The organism is Desulfobaculum bizertense DSM 18034 (assembly GCF_900167065.1).
Lineage (GTDB): Bacteria > Desulfobacterota > Desulfovibrionia > Desulfovibrionales > Desulfovibrionaceae > Desulfobaculum > Desulfobaculum bizertense.
Window position 1 is genome coordinate 39,778 of record NZ_FUYA01000010.1, and the last position, 17,418, is coordinate 57,195.

Below are 17,418 nucleotides of genomic sequence, written 5' to 3' on the forward strand. Positions count from 1 at the left end.
CAGGTGCAGCCCGGCTTTGGCCGGGCTTTTTTTTGGGGTGCAGGTGGAGAAGTAGGACCTTTGGGGTATCTTTCTTTTGAGTGCTATTTTCTTGGAATTGTTGCTGAAAGAGCTTTGAACCGCGAGCTGCTTGGCAAGAGGGCTTGCAATAGCTCTCGGAAAAGTCTACGACGTGGGACGCATTTTGAGCAGCGCAACCACAAGGCCAACCTTGTGGTTTTTTGTTTGCAATGACTTCGATACAAGGATTGACAGACGTATGGCCACGAAGAAGCTTACTGTTGGGGGATATACTGAGTCCCGCTGTTCTCGGTGTAAGGACATCACAAATCACATCATTGTCGCGATGGTTGACGGTGAAGTAATCAAGGTTCAGTGCTGTGCCTGTGGAAGCATGCATAAGCACCGTCCACCGCGGGTCGCAAAGAGCAGCTCAGCTCCCACTGTAGTGAAGCGTTCTGGTGGGAGAGTGAGTCCGGTTCGCAAGGTGACGACCGGCACGACATCCGCTCCTGCGAAGCGTACGAGCCGCAAAAAGTCCCAGTCCGCGCATCCTGCCGTGAACCAGGAAGCAGTGCGCAAGCTGTGGGAGAGAGCGCTTATGGCTCGCAGCCACGGCGATCCTAAGCCGTATACGATTGATACGGTTTTTGAGCTGGATGATGTTGTTGAGCACTCCAAGTTTGGCACCGGATATGTTTCTGAGCTTATTGATAACGATAAGGTGAAGATCATGTTCCAGTGTGGAGAAAAGATGCTCCGTTGCGGTCTTCGTAACGTTGCATAAACACGCATTTTTCCTGTTTGCAGGATTTGAAGCCCGGAGATTTTCTCTGGGCTTTTTTTGTACCCTGTGGCGGGGGACACGCTGAGCGGAGGGGAGTCTTTTCATTGAGCGCAGAGGGGAAAGCGTGCTAAGCTTAAACTTCTTTTCTGGAAATTTATAAAAGCTGGATATGCTCATGAAAGCTTTACGAACACGAGCGTCCCTGATGTTTCTGGTGGGATGCGTGGTGCTGCTGATCGTTTCTGTAGCTGTTGTGCTGGGGGTCTATGCGACGGGGTTCAAGCGCATAGAGAGACGTGATGTTCAGCGGAATATTGCCCGTGTTCATATGATTATCCAGAATGAAATGGTGCAGCTGGAAAGGCTGACAGCAGACTGGGCGTGGTGGGATGACATGTATGAATACGTCGACATCCCGGACGAAGAGTTTGTGACCTCAAACCTTCCGCTGTCGACCTTTGAGGACCAGAATTTTGCTTTTGCACTCATCATTGATGCTGATGGTGAGACAATGTTCTCGCGCTTTGTGGATAAGGAGCGGGGCGTCTTTATCCCGCTTTCTGAGACACTGATGCGAAACATTGCGCCGGGAACGCCGCTTTTTGCTCCGGTTCGGAGCGGCAAGGGCGTGAGCGGAATTATGTCTCTGCCAGAGGGACCGGTCGTTGTTGCCTCACAGCCTATCCTGACGAGCGAACATCAGGGACCGCCGAGTGGTGTGCTGGTCTTTGGACGCTGGCTTGATGACGAAATGCTCAAGAGCGTTTCAGATCAGGTGCAGCTGCGCGTCGACCTGTACAAATATGATTCACCCAAAATCCCAACGCCAATTCGGACACTTATCATGAAGGGAAACGAGAGCGATGTGGATATCAGCGGTGACATGGTGGGCGTGGGCGTGCTCCGTGATATTTATGAAAATCCGGCACTGGTTTTCTCACTGTACCAGCCTCGCGAGATTCATGGTCTTGGCATGTCTGTCATGCGCTATCATATTGCTGGAATCGTGCTGTGTATTGTCGCTTTTGCTGTGCTCCAGCTCTACCTCCTGAACAGGTTTGTGCTGTCCCGTATCCGTGAGCTGGGAGATCAGGTGAGGAGCTTTAGCCTTGGGACGAGCTTTGATGACCGTATTTCCTTGCCGGGTGGCGATGAACTTTCTGAGCTTGCGGACAACATGAATAGCATGCTGGCCCGCCTTGGAGAGAATGAACAGTTCTTTACCCAAATTCTGCGAAACCTGAATGCAGGCGTTTTGCTGGTTGATGAAGAGACAATGGATGTTGTGGAGATCAATCCACATGCACTGAATATTATTGGCTATGATGCAGATGAAGTGATCGGCAGCCGGTGCCGTGATGCTCTATGCCCCCGGAAGGACGAAGGGTGCTCAAAGAGCGAAATTTCTGGCATCGGTGAGAGTTCGGAGCCAGAGGTGCGCAAGCTCAAGCGCAAGGATGGTACACTCGTGAGTGTGCTCAAGACGCTGGCGTGTGTGGAGTGGAAGGGGCGCCGGTGCATTCTGCAAACCATTCTGGATGTAACGGAGCTTGAAGAGGCGCAGAATTCACTGCGGGAGACAGAAAAGCTGTATCGAACTGTGTTCCGTAATACCGGAACAGCCTCAATTCTGGTGGATGATGACACCACGATTCTGCTGGCGAATCCCATGTTCGAAAATCTTGTGGGTCGATCTTCCCGGGAGATTGAGGGCGTGATGTCGTGGACGGATCTTTTTCACCCCGATGATATTGGCAAGATGCGGGCGAATCACAAGCGGCGCCGAAGCGACCCGCTTTCTGCGCCCAAGATGTATGAGGGGCGCATAAGGACGCGGTATGGCGAGATTCGGGACGTGATGATGAGCGTTGCTGCGGTCCCCGGAGAGGCCCTGAGTGTTGCCTCGCTCACAGACATAACCGAGCAGAAGAAGGCAAAGGATGAGCTGGTAAAGCTGGCATTTTATGACGAGCTGACCATGCTTCCCAACCGGTCATTTTTGCTCGAAAAAATCCGCCAGTCAGTGGATGCTGCGTCACGAAACGGGACGCGCGTTGGCCTGCTCAATCTTGACCTTGAAGATTTTAAGCTGGTGAACGATTCCTTTGGGCATAGCAAGGGCGATGACATTTTGCGGATGGTTGCTGAGCGATTGCAGGAGATCATGCGCAAGAAAGACATCATTGCGCGCGTTGGTGGCGATGAATTTTTGATTCTCATTGATGATGCCAAGGAAATTGAGGACTACGCGCGACTTGCAGAGGCCATAAATGAGCGTTTCCGCAAGCCGTTCTATTTGCAGGGGCGAGACATTTATCTCAAGTTTAATATCGGCATTTCCGTTTTTCCTGATGACGGGAGCAGTAGCCCTGAGGGACTGATTCAGAATGCAGATATGGCGATGTATCAGGCCAAGACGTCACCGTCTTCGTCTTTCAGCCTGTTTACTGCCGACCTGAATGCCAAGGCAATGGCCCGGCTCGAACTGGAAGCCGAGATGCGTACGGCGTTCAAGCAGAAAAATTTCCTCATTTTTTATCAGCCGAAGATCAATCTGGAGACAGGCGAGATTATTGGAGCAGAGGCGCTGGTGCGCTGGGTGAAGCCTGACGGTGAAATTGTCACTCCAAACGAGTTTATTCCGCTTGCTGAGGAGACCGGGCTTATTGTTCCTCTCGACAACTGGGTCATGAAAGAAGCCGTTGAGCGGGTTCAGAAGTGGAGAGACAAGGTGCCACCGGACTTCCGCATTTCGGTCAATGTTTCTGCCCTGCATTTTAACTCCGGGGATTTGCCTGGGAACATTGCGCATGTTCTGGAGAATTCAACGCTCAAGCCGCATCAGCTTGGGGTCGAGGTCACGGAAACGCTGCTTATGGAGAACATGGACCGGGCCGTGAAGATCCTTTCCGAGGTAGCCGACATGGGCGTGAGGATTTTGCTCGATGACTTTGGGACTGGCTATTCCTCGCTTGCCTATCTGAGCAAGCTTCCTATCAACACGCTCAAGATCGACAAATCATTTGTTATGGACATCACTGGCCGCGGAAGCCAGGGCGACACGGTTGCCCGTGGTATTCTTTCCCTTGCCGCGAATCTTGGGCTGGAAGTTGTGGCCGAAGGTGTGGAAACTGCGGAGCAGGTTCAGTTCCTGCGAGAGCACGGTTGCCAGTATGGGCAGGGCTATCTCTTCTCGAAGCCCGTTCCAAACAAGGATTTCGCCCTTCTGCTCGACCAGAAAAAGATCGTGCCTGACTAGCTTTTTTCTGGCGGGCTTATGCTCCTAATAAAGGAGCACAACCACTCCTGATCGCACTGGGATTTCGTACCGTGTGAGGAGCGGCTTTCGCGAGCCGTTCCTCTTTTTTTGTTGTCTTGCAGGCTCTCTCGGCTTTTTTTCTCAAGCTGTTTTGCCTTTTCCTTTGGGCAGGCAAATTCTGGCAAAACGTGCTAGAAACTGTCTGTAATTCAAGCAGGTAGGAGAGTTTCATGCTGGCGAAGGTTTGGAGTGCAGCGCTACACGGTATTGATGCGCAGAAGGTTGAGCTGGAAGTGGACATGTCTCGTAGCGGGCTTCCCGCCTTCACGATGGTTGGGCTTGTGGAGGGGGCCGTGCGCGAGAGCAAGGAGCGTGTGCTTTCTGCGCTCAAGAATTCCGGGTTTAAGCTCCCGCCAACCCGCATAACAGTGAACCTTGCCCCTGCTGATCTTCGAAAGGCAGGCAGTGGCTATGACCTGCCGCTCAGTCTTGGGCTTCTTGCTGCGTCTGGGGCTTTGGACGCCTCTCTCCTTCATGGATGGTACTTCTGTGGTGAACTGTCGCTTACAGGCGAAGTCAAAGGCGTTCCCGGCGTTCTGGCTGTTGCGGCAAAAGCGCGGGAGCAGGGCGCCAAGGGATTGATTGTTTCTCACCAGAATGCCGCGGAAGCTGCGGTCGTTACGGATGTCTCTGTCATTGGTGTTGGCTCTCTTGCAGAGGCGGTTCAGTTTCTAAATGGCGAGAAGGATATCCCCCCAAGTGCGTGTCCCCTTGAATCCTTATGGGAGAACCGGGAGCAGTATCCCATCGATTTTTCGGAAGTGAAAGGGCAGGAGCACGCCAAGCGGGCCATTGAAATTGCCGCTGCAGGCTCGCACAACCTGCTGTTTATTGGTCCTCCCGGCAGTGGCAAGACCATGCTTGCCAGTCGTATTCCCACGGTGCTCCCCGCGCTGACCTTTGACGAAGCGCTTGAGGTCACCAAAATTTATTCTGTCACCGGTCTGCTCGGCTCGGAGCCGCTTCGAGTTTCCCGTCCATTTCGTTCTCCGCATCACACCATTTCTGACGCCGGCCTTATTGGTGGTGGCACCTATCCGCGTCCCGGTGAGGTCTCTCTTGCGCATCGTGGTGTGCTTTTTCTCGACGAGCTTCCAGAATTCAAGAAGCATGTTCTCGAAGTCCTTCGGCAGCCGCTCGAAACAGGCTCCGTCACGATTTCCCGCGCCGCAATGTCTCTCACGTATCCCGCCAGCATTATGCTTGTTGCGGCCATGAACCCTTGTCCCTGTGGGTATTATGGCGACCCGCAGCACGTCTGTGTCTGCACGCCCCGGCAGGTCACCGCCTATCGTTCGCGTCTCTCCGGTCCCTTGCTCGATCGCATTGATCTGCATGTTGAAGTGCCTGCCGTTGCCTATTCCGATCTTAAGGCACCAGCAAAGGGCGCGGATTCTGCGAGCATGCGGCAGCGTATTGCCTCGGCGCGCAAGGTTCAGTGTGAGCGGTACAAAGGCACTGGTATAAGCACCAACTCTGCGCTGAGTGGGGCACTGCTTGAGCAGTACTGCTCCCTCGGCGACAAGGAGCATGCCTTTCTCGAGAAAGCTGTTCAGCGACTCGGACTCTCCGCCCGCGCGTACACCCGCATTCTTCGCATTGCCCGCACAATTGCCGACATCGACGGCGTTGCCTCACTCTCCGTCGTGCAGCTCGCCGAAGCTATCAATTATCGCTCTCTCGACCGCCCCGCGTTATAAGTGGGGTGTGGGGAATTGGGGAGGATTATGCAGAAAAAGCAGATCTGTAATTATGAATAAGTGGTTTCTAATTGGAAAGACGACAAGAGTGTAATCTTGTGGATCCTTGAACACTATGCAGCGGAACAAAATGAATCGGAAAAATTGCGCTGTTCTAATCTTCATATGTTTACTTTTCCTTGTAGTTTTTTCAAAAATATTCCTTTGTTTTACAAATAGAATAGATTAAAAAATATCATGATAAATCAGATTGATAAGGAAAGTTGTATAGCAATAGAAAAGGAACTTTTAACCAAGGTAAGTTCTTTTCGATCGCTGACAGAGCATGTGTTTAAACTTATTCGTAGTAGATCGTTAAAGGAAAAGATAACAGCTGAAGAATACAGTTGGCGCCTTAGTTTTGCGAAAAATATTATTTCAAGACTAGGTGAGCCTATTTTTGCAAATGGGATCGCAAATGATTTAGACCAAGCAATACCTGTTTTATCATACCAAAATTTAACTAGTATGTTACTTGATGAAAGTTCGCATTTCCCTTTTAATAGTGAAGAACTTGAGTCAGTTGCTTTTGAATATCGAAAAGCTACATGGATGCAGTATGATTTTATAGACTATATTTTAGTAAAATATTTTTATTTTCAAGAGGCAATATCTTATAAGCAACATATTTCAGCACAGTATCGATTGAAGAAAGAAGCAAAGTCGTCATTTGTGGTAATATTAGTGAAGTTATTATTTTTTGTTTTGAAATTTTTGGGTTATTTTAGTGTCGTTTTATCTATTTTAAGCTTTTTTACAACGGACTTGTTACAACTGTTTTTTGTCGCAGTAATACTTTCAACTGCTATCATGGTTGTCAGAAAAAAGGGAGAAGACAAGCCATGCGATATTAAGCTCCTTGATGATCTTCTAGGACTCGCACCTTTCTTCAAATTCGAAGATTTTAATCCAGTTATATTAGAGAACGAACTTGTAAAAAAATCAGTATCAATTCGCCCTATTGCCTTTGCATTAATCCATGATCAAAAAAAAAGGTTTTTAGATTATGACTGGCGAAACCAATAACTATTTTAAAATATTAACTGTTTGTGGCTTATGGTTTGCCTACTATGTATAATAGGCAGTTGGGGGCCAGCCCCCAAACCCCCGCGTAAAGAAGCTCTTTCTCTTTCCCGTGTGTTGCCACCATTTCTTTTGAACGCTTTTTGGCGTTCAAAAGGAATAAGTGCGGTCTGGAAAAGGCAGAAGAAGACGCGTTAGGGAAATGCCCACTAGCTCAAAAAATACGGCTGATGGAGAGGAAAGCGAAGCTTTCATCCCATTCAGCCGTATTTTTTGAGCGAAAGCGGGATTCCCAAGGGCCTCGTCCTTGGGCGGGGTCAAGGGGCAGCGCCCCTTGCAGGGGAGCGGGGACAGAGTCCCAGCCCAACCCATATGCTCCTTGAACCCTACCGTAAGAAAGGGGGGTAGACGTAAAAGAGTATCTTGGATAACGGTTTTCTGTATTCTTTAAAAGGGTGGGGTATCTTTAGTGCTGGCTGGAGATTCCCTACTTTTTTGTAGGGAAAATGAAGAAGAGGGAGTGAAGTGACGTCTAGATGACGGAGACTTTTGGGAAAAAGGTATAAGCCGGAGAGCCGGGGGCACCGCAGCGATGCTGGTCTGCGGTGCCATCGGAAAAGGGGTGAGCTTCCAGGCCCTGAATTGAGCGGGAGGGGAGAGGTATGGCCTGTAAAAGGGTACAAGACAAGACCCCAAGCCAAGAGACAGAGCCGGGAAGTGAGCTGCACGGGAGGTGCAGGCGTTGCCACCGAGAGGGTGGCGAGGGGGTGAGCCTTTAGTCCTGCGAACCGAGAGTGACGTTAAAGGCGACGGCGTAGAAGTGGTGGAAGAAGTCCACGTATTCGACGGTCACGCCTTCTGGCACTTCGATGCGAGCGGGGGCAAAGTTCAGAATGCCCTTGATGCCGGCGTCGACAAGGTAGTTGCAGGCACGCTGTGCTCTCTCAGGTGGCGTTGTAATAACGCCGAGTTCGATGCCGAGGTCTGCGGTCCGTTCTTTCAAACGGCGGGAGCAGACGACTTCGAGGCCGGAGACGACTTCACCGATTTTAAACGGATCGCAGTCGAATGCTCCGACGATATGGAATCCACGCAGGCGGAACTCTCTGTGGTTGAGCAGTGCTCGACCGAGGTTACCAACGCCGACGAGGGCGCATTTCCACACACGGTCAACACCAAGCGCCTGCTTGATGCTGGTGATGAGGTCCTGCACGTAATAGCCCACACCGCGGACTCCGAACTCGCCAAAGTAGGCGAGGTCCTTACGAATCTGAGAGGGATTGACGTCACAGGTTCTGGCGAGAAGTTCAGAAGAGATAACGTTCTTGCCATCACGCTGCAGGTTTTCGAGAACCTGGATGTACACAGCCATCCGCTGGATTGTGGCTCTAGGAATATGCTGGCTTTTCACTTTGTTTATGTATCCGAAATATTTGTGAAATTTTTAACAATACACTGGAAAAAGAAGGCCGCACCGTGGCGCGGCCCTCAGTGTAGCAATTTTTGCTGCTAAGCGAAAGGCTTCACGAAGAGCAGAATCAGGTTAACAACGAGGGCGTAAATAGCCAGAGACTCGACGAATGCCAGACCCAGAATCAGGGTCACGGTGATTTTACCGGAAGCCTCAGGGTTACGAGCGGTACCTTCACATGCAGCCTTCAGGCCCATGCCCTGGCCAAGACCACAACCGGCAGCAGCGATAGCCATACCGATAGCGGAAGCCCAGACAGAAGCGGTAGCGACGCCACCATCAGCAGCGAATGCAACAGAAGCGACGGCAACCAGAGCCACAGTGTTCAGTACGGTCAGCAGAGCTTTACGCATTTGGAAACCTCCAAAAATAGTTATTATGCAAGTCGGTCAAATGACCGTTTCCCCCAAAATGGTGGTGTAAACGCAGTTGCTCAGTTTAGTGAGCAGGTTCCAGGGAACCCTTCAGGTAGATCATGCCGAGCATGAAGAAGATGAAGGCCTGGATGAATTTCGCGAGCGCAAACAGGAAGAACATCGGGAGTGTGCTCACGATGGGAGCCAGGGTAAACATCAGCAGCAGAACGATTTCTTCACCCTTAATGTTACCGAAAAGACGGAGGGTAAGAGAAAGCGGACGAGAGATGTGGCTCACCACTTCAATGATGAACATCAGCGGGGCCAGCGGAAGCATGGGACCCATGAAATGCTTGATGTATCCAAATTTCCATTTTTTGATGCCGATCCAGTTGTAATAGACAAACAGGAACAGTGCCATAGAGGCGTTGGTGTTGATGTTTGCCGTTGGTGCGTCAAAACCTGGAACAAGTCCGGCCCAGTTCAGGGGCAGGATGAACAGGAAGAGCGTACACAAAACTGGAAAAACCTTGCGGGCTTCTTCGCCTGCATTGACGACAACGAAGTTTTCTAGTCCGTCAATAATCAGTTCAAAAATGTTCTGGAGTTTTCCTGGAACCATTTTCAGGTTACGGCTAACGAGAAACGCCAGAACAAAGAGGAACAGCATCACGGTCCAGGTAAGGCTGACGTGAACCGGGACATTGATTCCCACAGCCTTGAGTGCGTCAGGAACCAGAAGAACCGGGTGTGATAATCCACCTGCCATTTGCTTACGCCTCCTTCGCGTTTTTCCCTATCACCTGGGCGGCACCCCAGATGAGAATCGTGACCACTACCGTGGAAAGCCCAGCCAGCAGAGACACCACATTTGCGTTTCCCCATGCAATGAGTGCATACAAGGCCAGACCTGTAAGGAGCAGGCGGCCATAAAAGCTGACAAGCAGCTGGACCACAGCGCCTTTTTGCCTGTGAATGAGATGTTGAACAAACTTGGCTAGCGACGAAAAGTTGAGCGTCATGAGCACCGCCCCAGCGCAGAAGTCCCATATAAAGGGAAGCATCCACCCCGTGGCAACTGCAACGAGAAAGCTCAGCCCCGTGAGATAAAACTGATTGCGAACCAGCGCGCGCACATCGGGCAAAACATAGCCCATGTGGTACAGCCGGGCCTCAAACGTTTCATTCATTGTCTTTATGCTCATGGGGAGCCTCGTTTGCTTTCATCATCCGCATTGCTTGCTCGTACACATTTTTGAAGCCAGCAGCAATGCCTAGAATAAGGAAAATTATCAGCATCCACGGTTTGGTACCGAGCCATTTATCGAGATAATAGCCCATGCCAAGACCGACGAATGTAGATACCACCAGCTGCATGCCGATGGAGCCGATGTCGCCCATGAGGTCCAGAAGTGGTCGCTCAGAAGGATCTCGTTTGCCAAAGAACATGTGCTGTCTCCAGGAGTGGACTGCACTAAGTTCAAACATTCACAAACAGCAGCCCACTACCACGCTCAATGTGGTTTCGTCAATTGTATTGCGTGTTTTTCCCGTGCGTTATTTCCCCAAAAAAAAGGGCGAATGACTGCACGAGCCGTTGATATTCGCGGAAATTACTCTGTTTTTCAAAAAAATATCTTTTTTTTGCCCGCGAACAGATGTGCAATGCTAGCGCCGAAAATTCAATCCCGCCACAAAAAGTTTCGTGTATTCAAGCTTGAGCAGAAAAAAAGACGCTGTGGAGTTTCTCCAGAGCGTCTTTGTCTCATTACAGTCCAAATGGGGCGATAATACGTTCCAGCACGCCTTGCAGCTTGGAAATTGCCACGCCGTAGTTGGTGATCGGTACCCCGCGCCTGCGACATTCGCGGATGCGGCGGAGCATCTCCCGGCGGTTCAGCATGCACGAGCCGCAGTGAATGCACAGGCTGTAGCGTTCAAGGTCTTCGGGAAAATCATGCCCGGAAAAGACCTCAAAGTTCAGGGTTTTCCCTGTGTATTTCTTCATCCATGCAGGAATTTTGACCCGCCCGATGTCGTCTTCGAGGGTGTGGTGCGAGCAGGCTTCGCCAATAAGAATGGTGTCTCCATCCTTGAGGCTGTCCATGGCTTTGGCTCCCTCGACCAGCGCTGGCAGGTCGCCCTTGTAGCGGGCAAAAAGCGTGGAAAAGGTCGTGAGTGCAACCCGTTCGGGAACATTCTTGGCCACAAGGTCCACTGCCTGCGAGTCGGTCACAACCAGCGCGGGATCTTCGGCCAGCCGCCCAAGTGTTGCGGGCAGGTCATGTTCCTTACTCACAAGCCCAATGGCGTCGTGGTCAAGCAGATCCCGGAGGACCTGCACCTGAGGCAGAATCAGTCGGCCTTTGGGGGCAGAGAGATCAATGGGCACAACACAGACACAGACTTCACCGGGCTGGACAAGGTCGCCCAAAAGCAGTGGCTCTTCCTTAAATTCCTGTGGCGCAGCCGCAATGAGCTGGGCTTTGAGTTCGTCGATGTTTTCGCCTGTTTCTGCGGAGACAACGGACGGAACAAATCCCTGCTCTGCACACCACGCAAGGTCGGCGTCTTTGGGTGCGGCAAGGTCATTTTTATTGAAGACCACAAGCAGAGGGATACTCAGCTCCTGAACGCGGGCAATGATGCTGCGCTCGTGCTTGGTAATGCCATCTTCGCCAACGACGACCACGGCAATGTCTGCGCGATACAGGACCTTGTGGGTGGCCTTGACGCGAAGCTCTCCCAGCTCTCCCTGATCGTCGAGTCCTGCGGTATCAAAAAACGTCACAGGTCCAAGGGGAAGCAGCTCGTAGTGCTTGCCGACCGGGTCAGTGGTTGTGCCTGCGTGTGAGGAGACAATAGCGACCTCCTGCCCACAGATGGCATTGATGAGAGAAGACTTGCCAGCGTTTCTGCGTCCGGTCAGGGCAATGACCAGACGGATTCCGCGAGGGGCTTTGTCACTCATGCGTTTCTCCTGGAAAAACCTTGTGAAGTTGAAGGAACAAGCCCCAGCTCGCTAATGGCCGAGCGCACCGACTCCACAATCTGGAGGGCCGGGCTTGGAATCATGTTTTTGCCTGGATAAATATTGTAGGCAGCGCGAACGCTTTGGGGCGTGAAGGACGGCATCACGACGTTGCAGCCCATTTTCAGTGCGGCAATGCGGCTGCCGGGACGCAGGGCATCCAGTGCGCTGGTTGCAGGAATGTTTGTTCCGGGGTTGAGCAGACGGAGCAGGGCCGTCACGCGGTTGCTCTCGTCCACATCGCCCGGTGCTTCGTTGGCAAAGGGTGTTTGCGGATGCGGAACAAAAGGCCCGGCAGCGATCATGTCCAGCCCCATTTTCGAGAGCTGGAGAATGTCCTGAGCCAGAATCGTGTGCGTCATGCCCGGGAGTCCCGTGATGATGCCGGAGCCAACTTCATAGCCTAGCTCCTGCAGGCTTTCGATGCGCCGAAGCCGTTCGTCAAATCGTGCTCCGGGGCGGCATCTCCTGAACAGGTCCAGCGCTGTTGTCTCAATTTTGAGCAGATAGCGGTCAGCCCCGCAGTCACGCCACAGCGCAAATTCTTCGCGAGACCTGTCGCCAAGGGAGAGCGTTACCGCAATGTCTCGCTCCGCCTTGATCTGGCGAATAATTCCTCCAATTTCCTCAGCAGAAAAATGGAAGTCGTCACCAGACTGGAGCACCACGGTTCCGAGGCCCATGTCGGCAATGCTGCGCGTTGCCAGCAGAATGTCATCCCTGCTGATGCGGTAGCGCGTGAGTTCTGTGTTTGGTGCCCGAAGTCCGCAGTACTGGCAGCGGTTACGGCAGTGGTTGGAAAATTCCACAATGCCGCGCAAAAAAATGTCGCGGCCAAAGACGCGTGTCTTTTCTGCATCCGCCTGTGCAAACAGCTCGCTGTCCCGTCTGCCACTGAGAAACTGGAGAATATCAGAGGAAGAGAGTGTGCTCATGTCCTGTGTCCTTGTGTGGTGCTGGTCTCTTTCGTGGCATGGAGGCACTCGGCATAGACCCGAAACATAGCCCGCTGTTCAGGGGACGCGTTTTGAGCGATGCCGTGAGTTGCCCAGTCTGCAAGCGTCTGGGCTTCCATCTGCGCCGAGAACCAGAAGCCTTCTGGAGCTGGAACGCTGGCGTGGGCATAACTTCCCCAAAAAAGGCCATTGTCTATGATGAGAACAGGGAAAGCGCCAAGCTCCATGCGGGTCAGGACGCGGACCTGTGCGGGAAAGTCCTGCTCCAGTGCTGACAAAAAGGCATCGGACGCAGCAAAGTGCTCACGCAGGGCGTCCTTTGACCAGTCCTTGCGGAGCATGGAAAAGGCACGGCTGCGCTCTGGTTCAGGGCAGTCCGGGGCAAGGCGTATGGCCGTTAGCCGAAGTTTGGGGCTGGCTGCAAGTGCCGAGCGTATGGCGGTGGCATGTGGGGCCGGTGCTGCAAAGTTTCCGTACATGGCTGCGTGCAAAATGATCTGCTGCGTGGCCGAAGCCAGCGCCTGCGGAATCTCAAGGCCCTGAATGCCGGGGGAAATCTGAATCATTGTCTGTCCCTGTTTCTGCGGTACGCGGAGGACGAAAGAAAGGGGGAGGAGGGGCGCACCGCACCGCTCTTTTGGCAGTCCTGCCACCCGCAAAGCGCAGGCGGCAGGCTGTCAAAAGGAGTGGAGGCTCTGGCTAGAAGTAGAGATCGCGTTCGCCTTCATCAATGCGCACAACGCGCTTGGTGATGGTGCTGCGGCGTTTCTCGTCTTCAATTTTGGCCAGCTCGGTCTGGATGAACTTTTTGCCCACTTCGCGGGTTTCTGGCGAAGCGTAGTCATTCAGGTACTCGTCAAAGGTGAGCAGGGCGTTAGGGTGGCAGAACTTCTGGATGAAGCCCTTTTTTGCCAGCTCCATGAAGTGCTCGCCTGTGCGGCCAAGGCGGTAGCAGGCCGTGCACCAGGACGGCAGGTAGCCCTGAGACACAACATCGCGGACAACTTCGTCCAGGGAACGGCTGTCACCAACACAGAACTGCTGCACGTCCGGGCGGTCATACTCCGGGTCGGTGTATGCGCCGGGGTAGGTGCGGGAACCGGCAGAGATCTGAGACACGCCAACATTAATGAGTTCCTTGCGGTACTCGGCTGTTTCGCGGGTGGTCAGGATCAGGCCGGTGTACGGCACGGCAAGGCGCAGGATGGCAACGATCTTTTTGAAGTCGTGCTTGTTGATGGCGTACGGCGGGTTGTACGACATGTCTGCACCCAGTGCAGGCTCCATGCGGGGGAAAGAAATAGTATGCGGACCAACGCCGTATTCCTTTTCCAGCTCGGCGGCGTGCGTAAGCAGGGCCAGCATTTCAAAACGGGGGTCATAGAGACCAAACAGGGCACCCATTGCTACGTCGTCAATGCCTGCTTCCTGTGCTCGGTGCAGGGCATTCAGACGCCACAGGTAGTTTGCCTTGTGGCCGGAAAGGTGAACCTTTTTATAGGTCTCGCGGTGGTAGGTCTCCTGAAAGCACTGGTAGGTGCCAATGCCTGTCTGCTGGAGTTCGCGGAATCCTTCCACGTCCAGCGGCGCACAGTTGACGTTTACGCGGCGAATTTCACCGGATTTTTCGGAAATGGTGTCATACACCACCTGCATGGTGTGCGCCATCCACTTGGCGCCGAGCTTGGGGTGCTCGCCGTAAACCAGAAGCAGGCGCTTTTGTCCAAGGTCTTCGAGGACCCGGACTTCTGACGCAAGCTGTTCGTCGGTCAGGGTGCGGCGATCAAGATCGCCATTGTCGGCCTTGAAGCCACAGTATGCGCAGCGGTTAAAGCACTCGTTGGTGACATACAGGGGGGCAAAGAGCACAAGACGGTTGCCGTAGATGCCGTTTTTGACATCGTGGGCAGCAGAAAAAATTTCATAGTCCAGCTCTGGAGCGGTATTCTGGAGGAGAACGGCAGTTTCAAAGCGGCTCAGTCCCTTGCGTTCGCGTGCCTTTGCCAGCACATCGCGAACCAGCTCAGGAGCAGGTGCTTCGGCGCGTTCTATTTCGGCCCAGATTTCGGCGTCATTAATGAAATCATGGGCATTGGTGGTATCAATTTTCATGGGACATCCTTTCTGTGTTTAGACAAGCATGGACTTGACCTTGACCCCGTGGATCTGGCCAAGGCGACCGGTCATGGCGCCGATCTGGTCGGTGGTGGCCTCGATGATGAGGGAAATGACGCTAAGGGACTTTTCCCTGTACGGCAGGCCAAGGCGCCCGACGACTATGTCTCCATACTCGCTGAGGATGTCGTTTACGGCATTGGCGGACTCTTTGCGGTCCGAGATAAAAATGCCGATAACTCCCATTCTTTTTTCCATTCTGGATCACTCCGTAGCCACGCAGGGCAGTGTGCGGTGCGCAAAAAACGCATCGCGTGTCGATTGTGTGGGGCTACGAACTGTGGGCAGAAAAGAGAGTACGTGAAGGCAGCACACAAGAACGTGGCAGAGTGCCAACGTGTGCGCTGGATTCGCGCGAGCCTCCCCTCTGGATCAGACTTTCGTCCTCCCCGCAGGTCGTATAAGCGCAAAACAGTATTACGATTATTAAAATCGTATAGACACACCTAGTAATTCAATATGACTCTGTCAATGGCAGGACCACTGGAAAACCCGCGTGGGAGCGGCGCTTTTGCGGATTTTTTGTGCAAAAGTACAGGTGGCAATGACAGCAAAAAGATGAAATTGTTTGAAGTACAAATAAAAAGGGGTGGCCCTTTGGTTCAGAACGTATCCTTGCCGAAGGCAACTCCCGTTTTTGCATTAGAACTTCAGTTCAACACCTTTGGCCTTGAGAGCCTTCAGTGAAGCGCTGCGGTCCACGTAGTGGGTGTGCAGCAGGTGGTGTGACTTTTCGCCACAGGGACCTTCGTGCAGGAAGCCGTCTTTGGCGTACAAAGACATGATGGCCGGGTTGTCCTGCGACTTGCGGAATTTATAGATAGTGGCGTCTGCCTTGTAGACTGCGGCCTGACGGATTCCAACGAATTCCATAGCAGCAGCAACGGCTTCTTTGGTCAGATTAACGCCCAGTACGGCATAGCCGCAGGCGATGCCAGCAGCTTTCATGAAGCCACGACGGGACATTGTTGCAATACTTTTTTTCATGCTGTCCTCCTCTAGGCGATTTTGCGGGCGCGGAAGCGCTTGTTCACTTTGGCGATCATGCTGCGGAACAGGGAAGCCTGAACTTCGGGGTCCAGAGGCTGTCCGCCACCGTTTACGCAGCCACCGGGGCAGGTCATCACTTCGATGAAGTGGTAAGGAGACTTGCCTGCACGGACTTCGTCACACAGCTTTGCGGCGTTTTCGAGTCCGGAAACAACAGCAACCTTGATGGTGCCAAAACCGGGGACCGTGATGTCTGCGGTGTTGATGCCTTCGTGGGTGCGCACGACCTTGATGTCAGGAGTTGCAAGCTTTTCGCCAGAGAGTTCCTCGTAGGCGAGGCGCAGTGCAGCTTCCATGACGCCACCGCTGGTGCAGAACAGAGTTGCAGCACCGGTGGAGAGACCCAGAGCAGGATCTGCTTCAATCTCCGGCAGGCTGTTCCATTCAATGCCAGCTTTTTTGATCATGTAGGCGAGTTCGCGGGTATTGATGGTTGCATCAATGTCGCGGTAACCGCTGGATTTCAGCTCGGGGCGCAGGCCTTCGTACTTTTTGCCAACGCAGGGCATGATGGACACGGTGTAGATCTTTTTGGGATTTTCGCCGGTCTGCTCAGCGCCGTAGGTCTTTGCCATCGGGCCGATCATGCCAATTGGGGAGCGGCAGGTGGACAGGTTCGGGATGAGATCTGGGTAGTAGGTCTCTGCGAATTTGACCCAGCCGGGGCAGCAGGACGTAAACTGCGGAAGCGGCATTTCGCCAGTCTTCACGCGGTGAATCAGCTCTGTGCCTTCTTCCAGAATGGTCAGGTCAGCAGTCCATTCCGTATCCCAGACGTAATCCACGCCGAGCTTTTTGAGCGCTGCGTGCATCTTTCCGCCAACAACAGAACCTGTGGCCTCGCCAAAGCACTCGCCAAGGGCGTAGCGCACTGCCGGAGCAGGCATGGTCACAACAACGGTTTCGGGGTCGCGGAGCTTTTCAAAAATTTCGTCCACGTAGGAGACTGTCTCGTAGATTGCACCAAAGGGGCAGTTTGCGAGGCACTGACCGCAGTTCACACATGCGGCAGGATCAACGACAGCATGAACGCCGTCTTCGGTCTCCTGGATGGCTCCAGTAGGACAGTAGTCTTCGCATTCTGCGCAGTCTTCACAGATGTCGGGGTCAACCTGAACAAAAAACATCTCGTTAGGGTCAACGCCGTGGGGAGCATTCATCGTGTAAGTGATGGACTCCATTGTCTGTGTGTTGCCTTTGCCGACAGGAGCAATTCCTGAAATGTCGACAGGCTCAACAGGTGGTCTTTGGGCTTTACAACCGGCCATGAAGAACCTCCTGAGGGGGGCTTTTGTGTGGGCATGCCCACGTTGATTAAATCTCTAGAAAACAGGGCACCTGTTATATTCTTTTACTGGATATTACAACCTGAATATGAATTCTGAAAAGTTGACACTCTGTTGTGTCTGTATTCCCCCTCTTGTAGAGGTCGCTTCATCTGTAGATTTTCTCTTTTCCAACTCTGGTGAAGTGTAAAAGCTGGTTGATTACACAAACTAGTATGCAGGGAT

The 17,418-nt window shown here is 52.7% G+C and carries 16 protein-coding genes; 4 read left to right on the plus strand and 12 right to left on the minus strand.

The window, feature by feature from the left end; genetic code table 11:
• Window positions 1-259 precede the first annotated feature (259 nt).
• The 4 genes from B5D23_RS12835 to B5D23_RS12850 all read left to right on the plus strand — a co-directional run bounded on the left by B5D23_RS12835 (window position 260) and on the right by B5D23_RS12850 (window position 6,871).
• The gene (locus B5D23_RS12835) at window positions 260-787 is read left to right on the plus strand and encodes a hypothetical protein (RefSeq protein ID WP_078685850.1); all 528 of its coding nucleotides are present in this window, start codon (window positions 260-262) and stop codon (window positions 785-787) included.
• Window positions 788-962: 175 nt separating this feature from the next.
• The gene (locus B5D23_RS12840) at window positions 963-4,046 is read left to right on the plus strand and encodes an EAL domain-containing protein (protein ID WP_159446006.1); all 3,084 of its coding nucleotides are present in this window, start codon (window positions 963-965) and stop codon (window positions 4,044-4,046) included.
• 230 nt (window positions 4,047-4,276) lie between these two features.
• Window positions 4,277-5,806: a YifB family Mg chelatase-like AAA ATPase gene (locus tag B5D23_RS12845; protein WP_078685852.1), complete on the plus strand. Its 1,530-nt coding sequence runs from the start codon at window positions 4,277-4,279 to the stop codon at window positions 5,804-5,806.
• A 237-nt stretch (window positions 5,807-6,043) separates the two neighbouring features.
• On the plus strand, window positions 6,044-6,871 hold the full coding sequence (locus B5D23_RS12850; RefSeq protein ID WP_078685853.1) for a hypothetical protein: 828 nt from the start codon (window positions 6,044-6,046) through the stop codon (window positions 6,869-6,871).
• Between the two features lie 772 nt (window positions 6,872-7,643).
• Here the strand turns inward: B5D23_RS12850 and B5D23_RS12855 are convergent.
• The 12 genes from B5D23_RS12855 to B5D23_RS12910 form a co-directional block, all read right to left on the minus strand.
• Window positions 7,644-8,279 carry a redox-sensing transcriptional repressor Rex gene (locus B5D23_RS12855; RefSeq protein ID WP_431830569.1) on the minus strand — a complete coding sequence of 212 codons (636 nt, stop codon included), beginning with the start codon at window positions 8,277-8,279 and terminating at the stop codon, window positions 7,644-7,646.
• A 98-nt stretch (window positions 8,280-8,377) separates the two neighbouring features.
• Window positions 8,378-8,692, minus strand: a complete 315-nt coding sequence (gene atpE, locus B5D23_RS12860) for an ATP synthase F0 subunit C (RefSeq protein WP_078685855.1) — start codon at window positions 8,690-8,692, stop codon at window positions 8,378-8,380.
• Between the two features lie 85 nt (window positions 8,693-8,777).
• Window positions 8,778-9,464 carry a F0F1 ATP synthase subunit A gene (gene atpB, locus B5D23_RS12865; protein WP_078685856.1) on the minus strand — a complete coding sequence of 229 codons (687 nt, stop codon included), beginning with the start codon at window positions 9,462-9,464 and terminating at the stop codon, window positions 8,778-8,780.
• Window positions 9,465-9,468: 4 nt separating this feature from the next.
• Complete coding sequence (locus tag B5D23_RS12870) at window positions 9,469-9,900, minus strand: ATP synthase subunit I (protein ID WP_234985099.1); 432 nt, start codon at window positions 9,898-9,900, stop codon at window positions 9,469-9,471.
• Window positions 9,878-10,144 carry an AtpZ/AtpI family protein gene (locus B5D23_RS12875; RefSeq protein ID WP_078685857.1) on the minus strand — a complete coding sequence of 89 codons (267 nt, stop codon included), beginning with the start codon at window positions 10,142-10,144 and terminating at the stop codon, window positions 9,878-9,880. The genes B5D23_RS12870 and B5D23_RS12875 overlap by 23 nt, the downstream gene beginning before the upstream one ends.
• Before the next feature lie 319 nt (window positions 10,145-10,463).
• Window positions 10,464-11,666, minus strand: coding sequence for a [FeFe] hydrogenase H-cluster maturation GTPase HydF (gene hydF / locus B5D23_RS12880; protein WP_078685858.1), 1,203 nt, complete (start codon window positions 11,664-11,666; stop codon window positions 10,464-10,466).
• On the minus strand, window positions 11,663-12,661 hold the full coding sequence (gene hydE, locus B5D23_RS12885) for a [FeFe] hydrogenase H-cluster radical SAM maturase HydE (protein ID WP_078685859.1): 999 nt from the start codon (window positions 12,659-12,661) through the stop codon (window positions 11,663-11,665). Before hydE ends, hydF begins: the two co-directional genes overlap by 4 nt.
• Window positions 12,658-13,248, minus strand: a complete 591-nt coding sequence (locus B5D23_RS12890; protein ID WP_078685860.1) for a hypothetical protein — start codon at window positions 13,246-13,248, stop codon at window positions 12,658-12,660. Before B5D23_RS12890 ends, hydE begins: the two co-directional genes overlap by 4 nt.
• Before the next feature lie 133 nt (window positions 13,249-13,381).
• Complete coding sequence (gene hydG, locus B5D23_RS12895) at window positions 13,382-14,794, minus strand: [FeFe] hydrogenase H-cluster radical SAM maturase HydG (RefSeq protein WP_078685861.1); 1,413 nt, start codon at window positions 14,792-14,794, stop codon at window positions 13,382-13,384.
• A gap of 18 nt (window positions 14,795-14,812) precedes the next feature.
• A complete protein-coding gene (locus tag B5D23_RS12900; protein ID WP_078685862.1) occupies window positions 14,813-15,055 on the minus strand; it encodes a TM1266 family iron-only hydrogenase system putative regulator in 243 nt (80 codons plus the stop codon).
• A gap of 444 nt (window positions 15,056-15,499) precedes the next feature.
• A complete protein-coding gene (locus tag B5D23_RS12905) occupies window positions 15,500-15,844 on the minus strand; it encodes an iron hydrogenase small subunit (protein ID WP_078685863.1) in 345 nt (114 codons plus the stop codon).
• 11 nt (window positions 15,845-15,855) lie between these two features.
• Window positions 15,856-17,175 (minus strand): [FeFe] hydrogenase, group A, encoded by a 1,320-nt coding sequence (locus B5D23_RS12910; RefSeq protein WP_078685864.1) that lies wholly within the window; start codon window positions 17,173-17,175, stop codon window positions 15,856-15,858.
• Window positions 17,176-17,418: the final 243 nt, after the last annotated feature.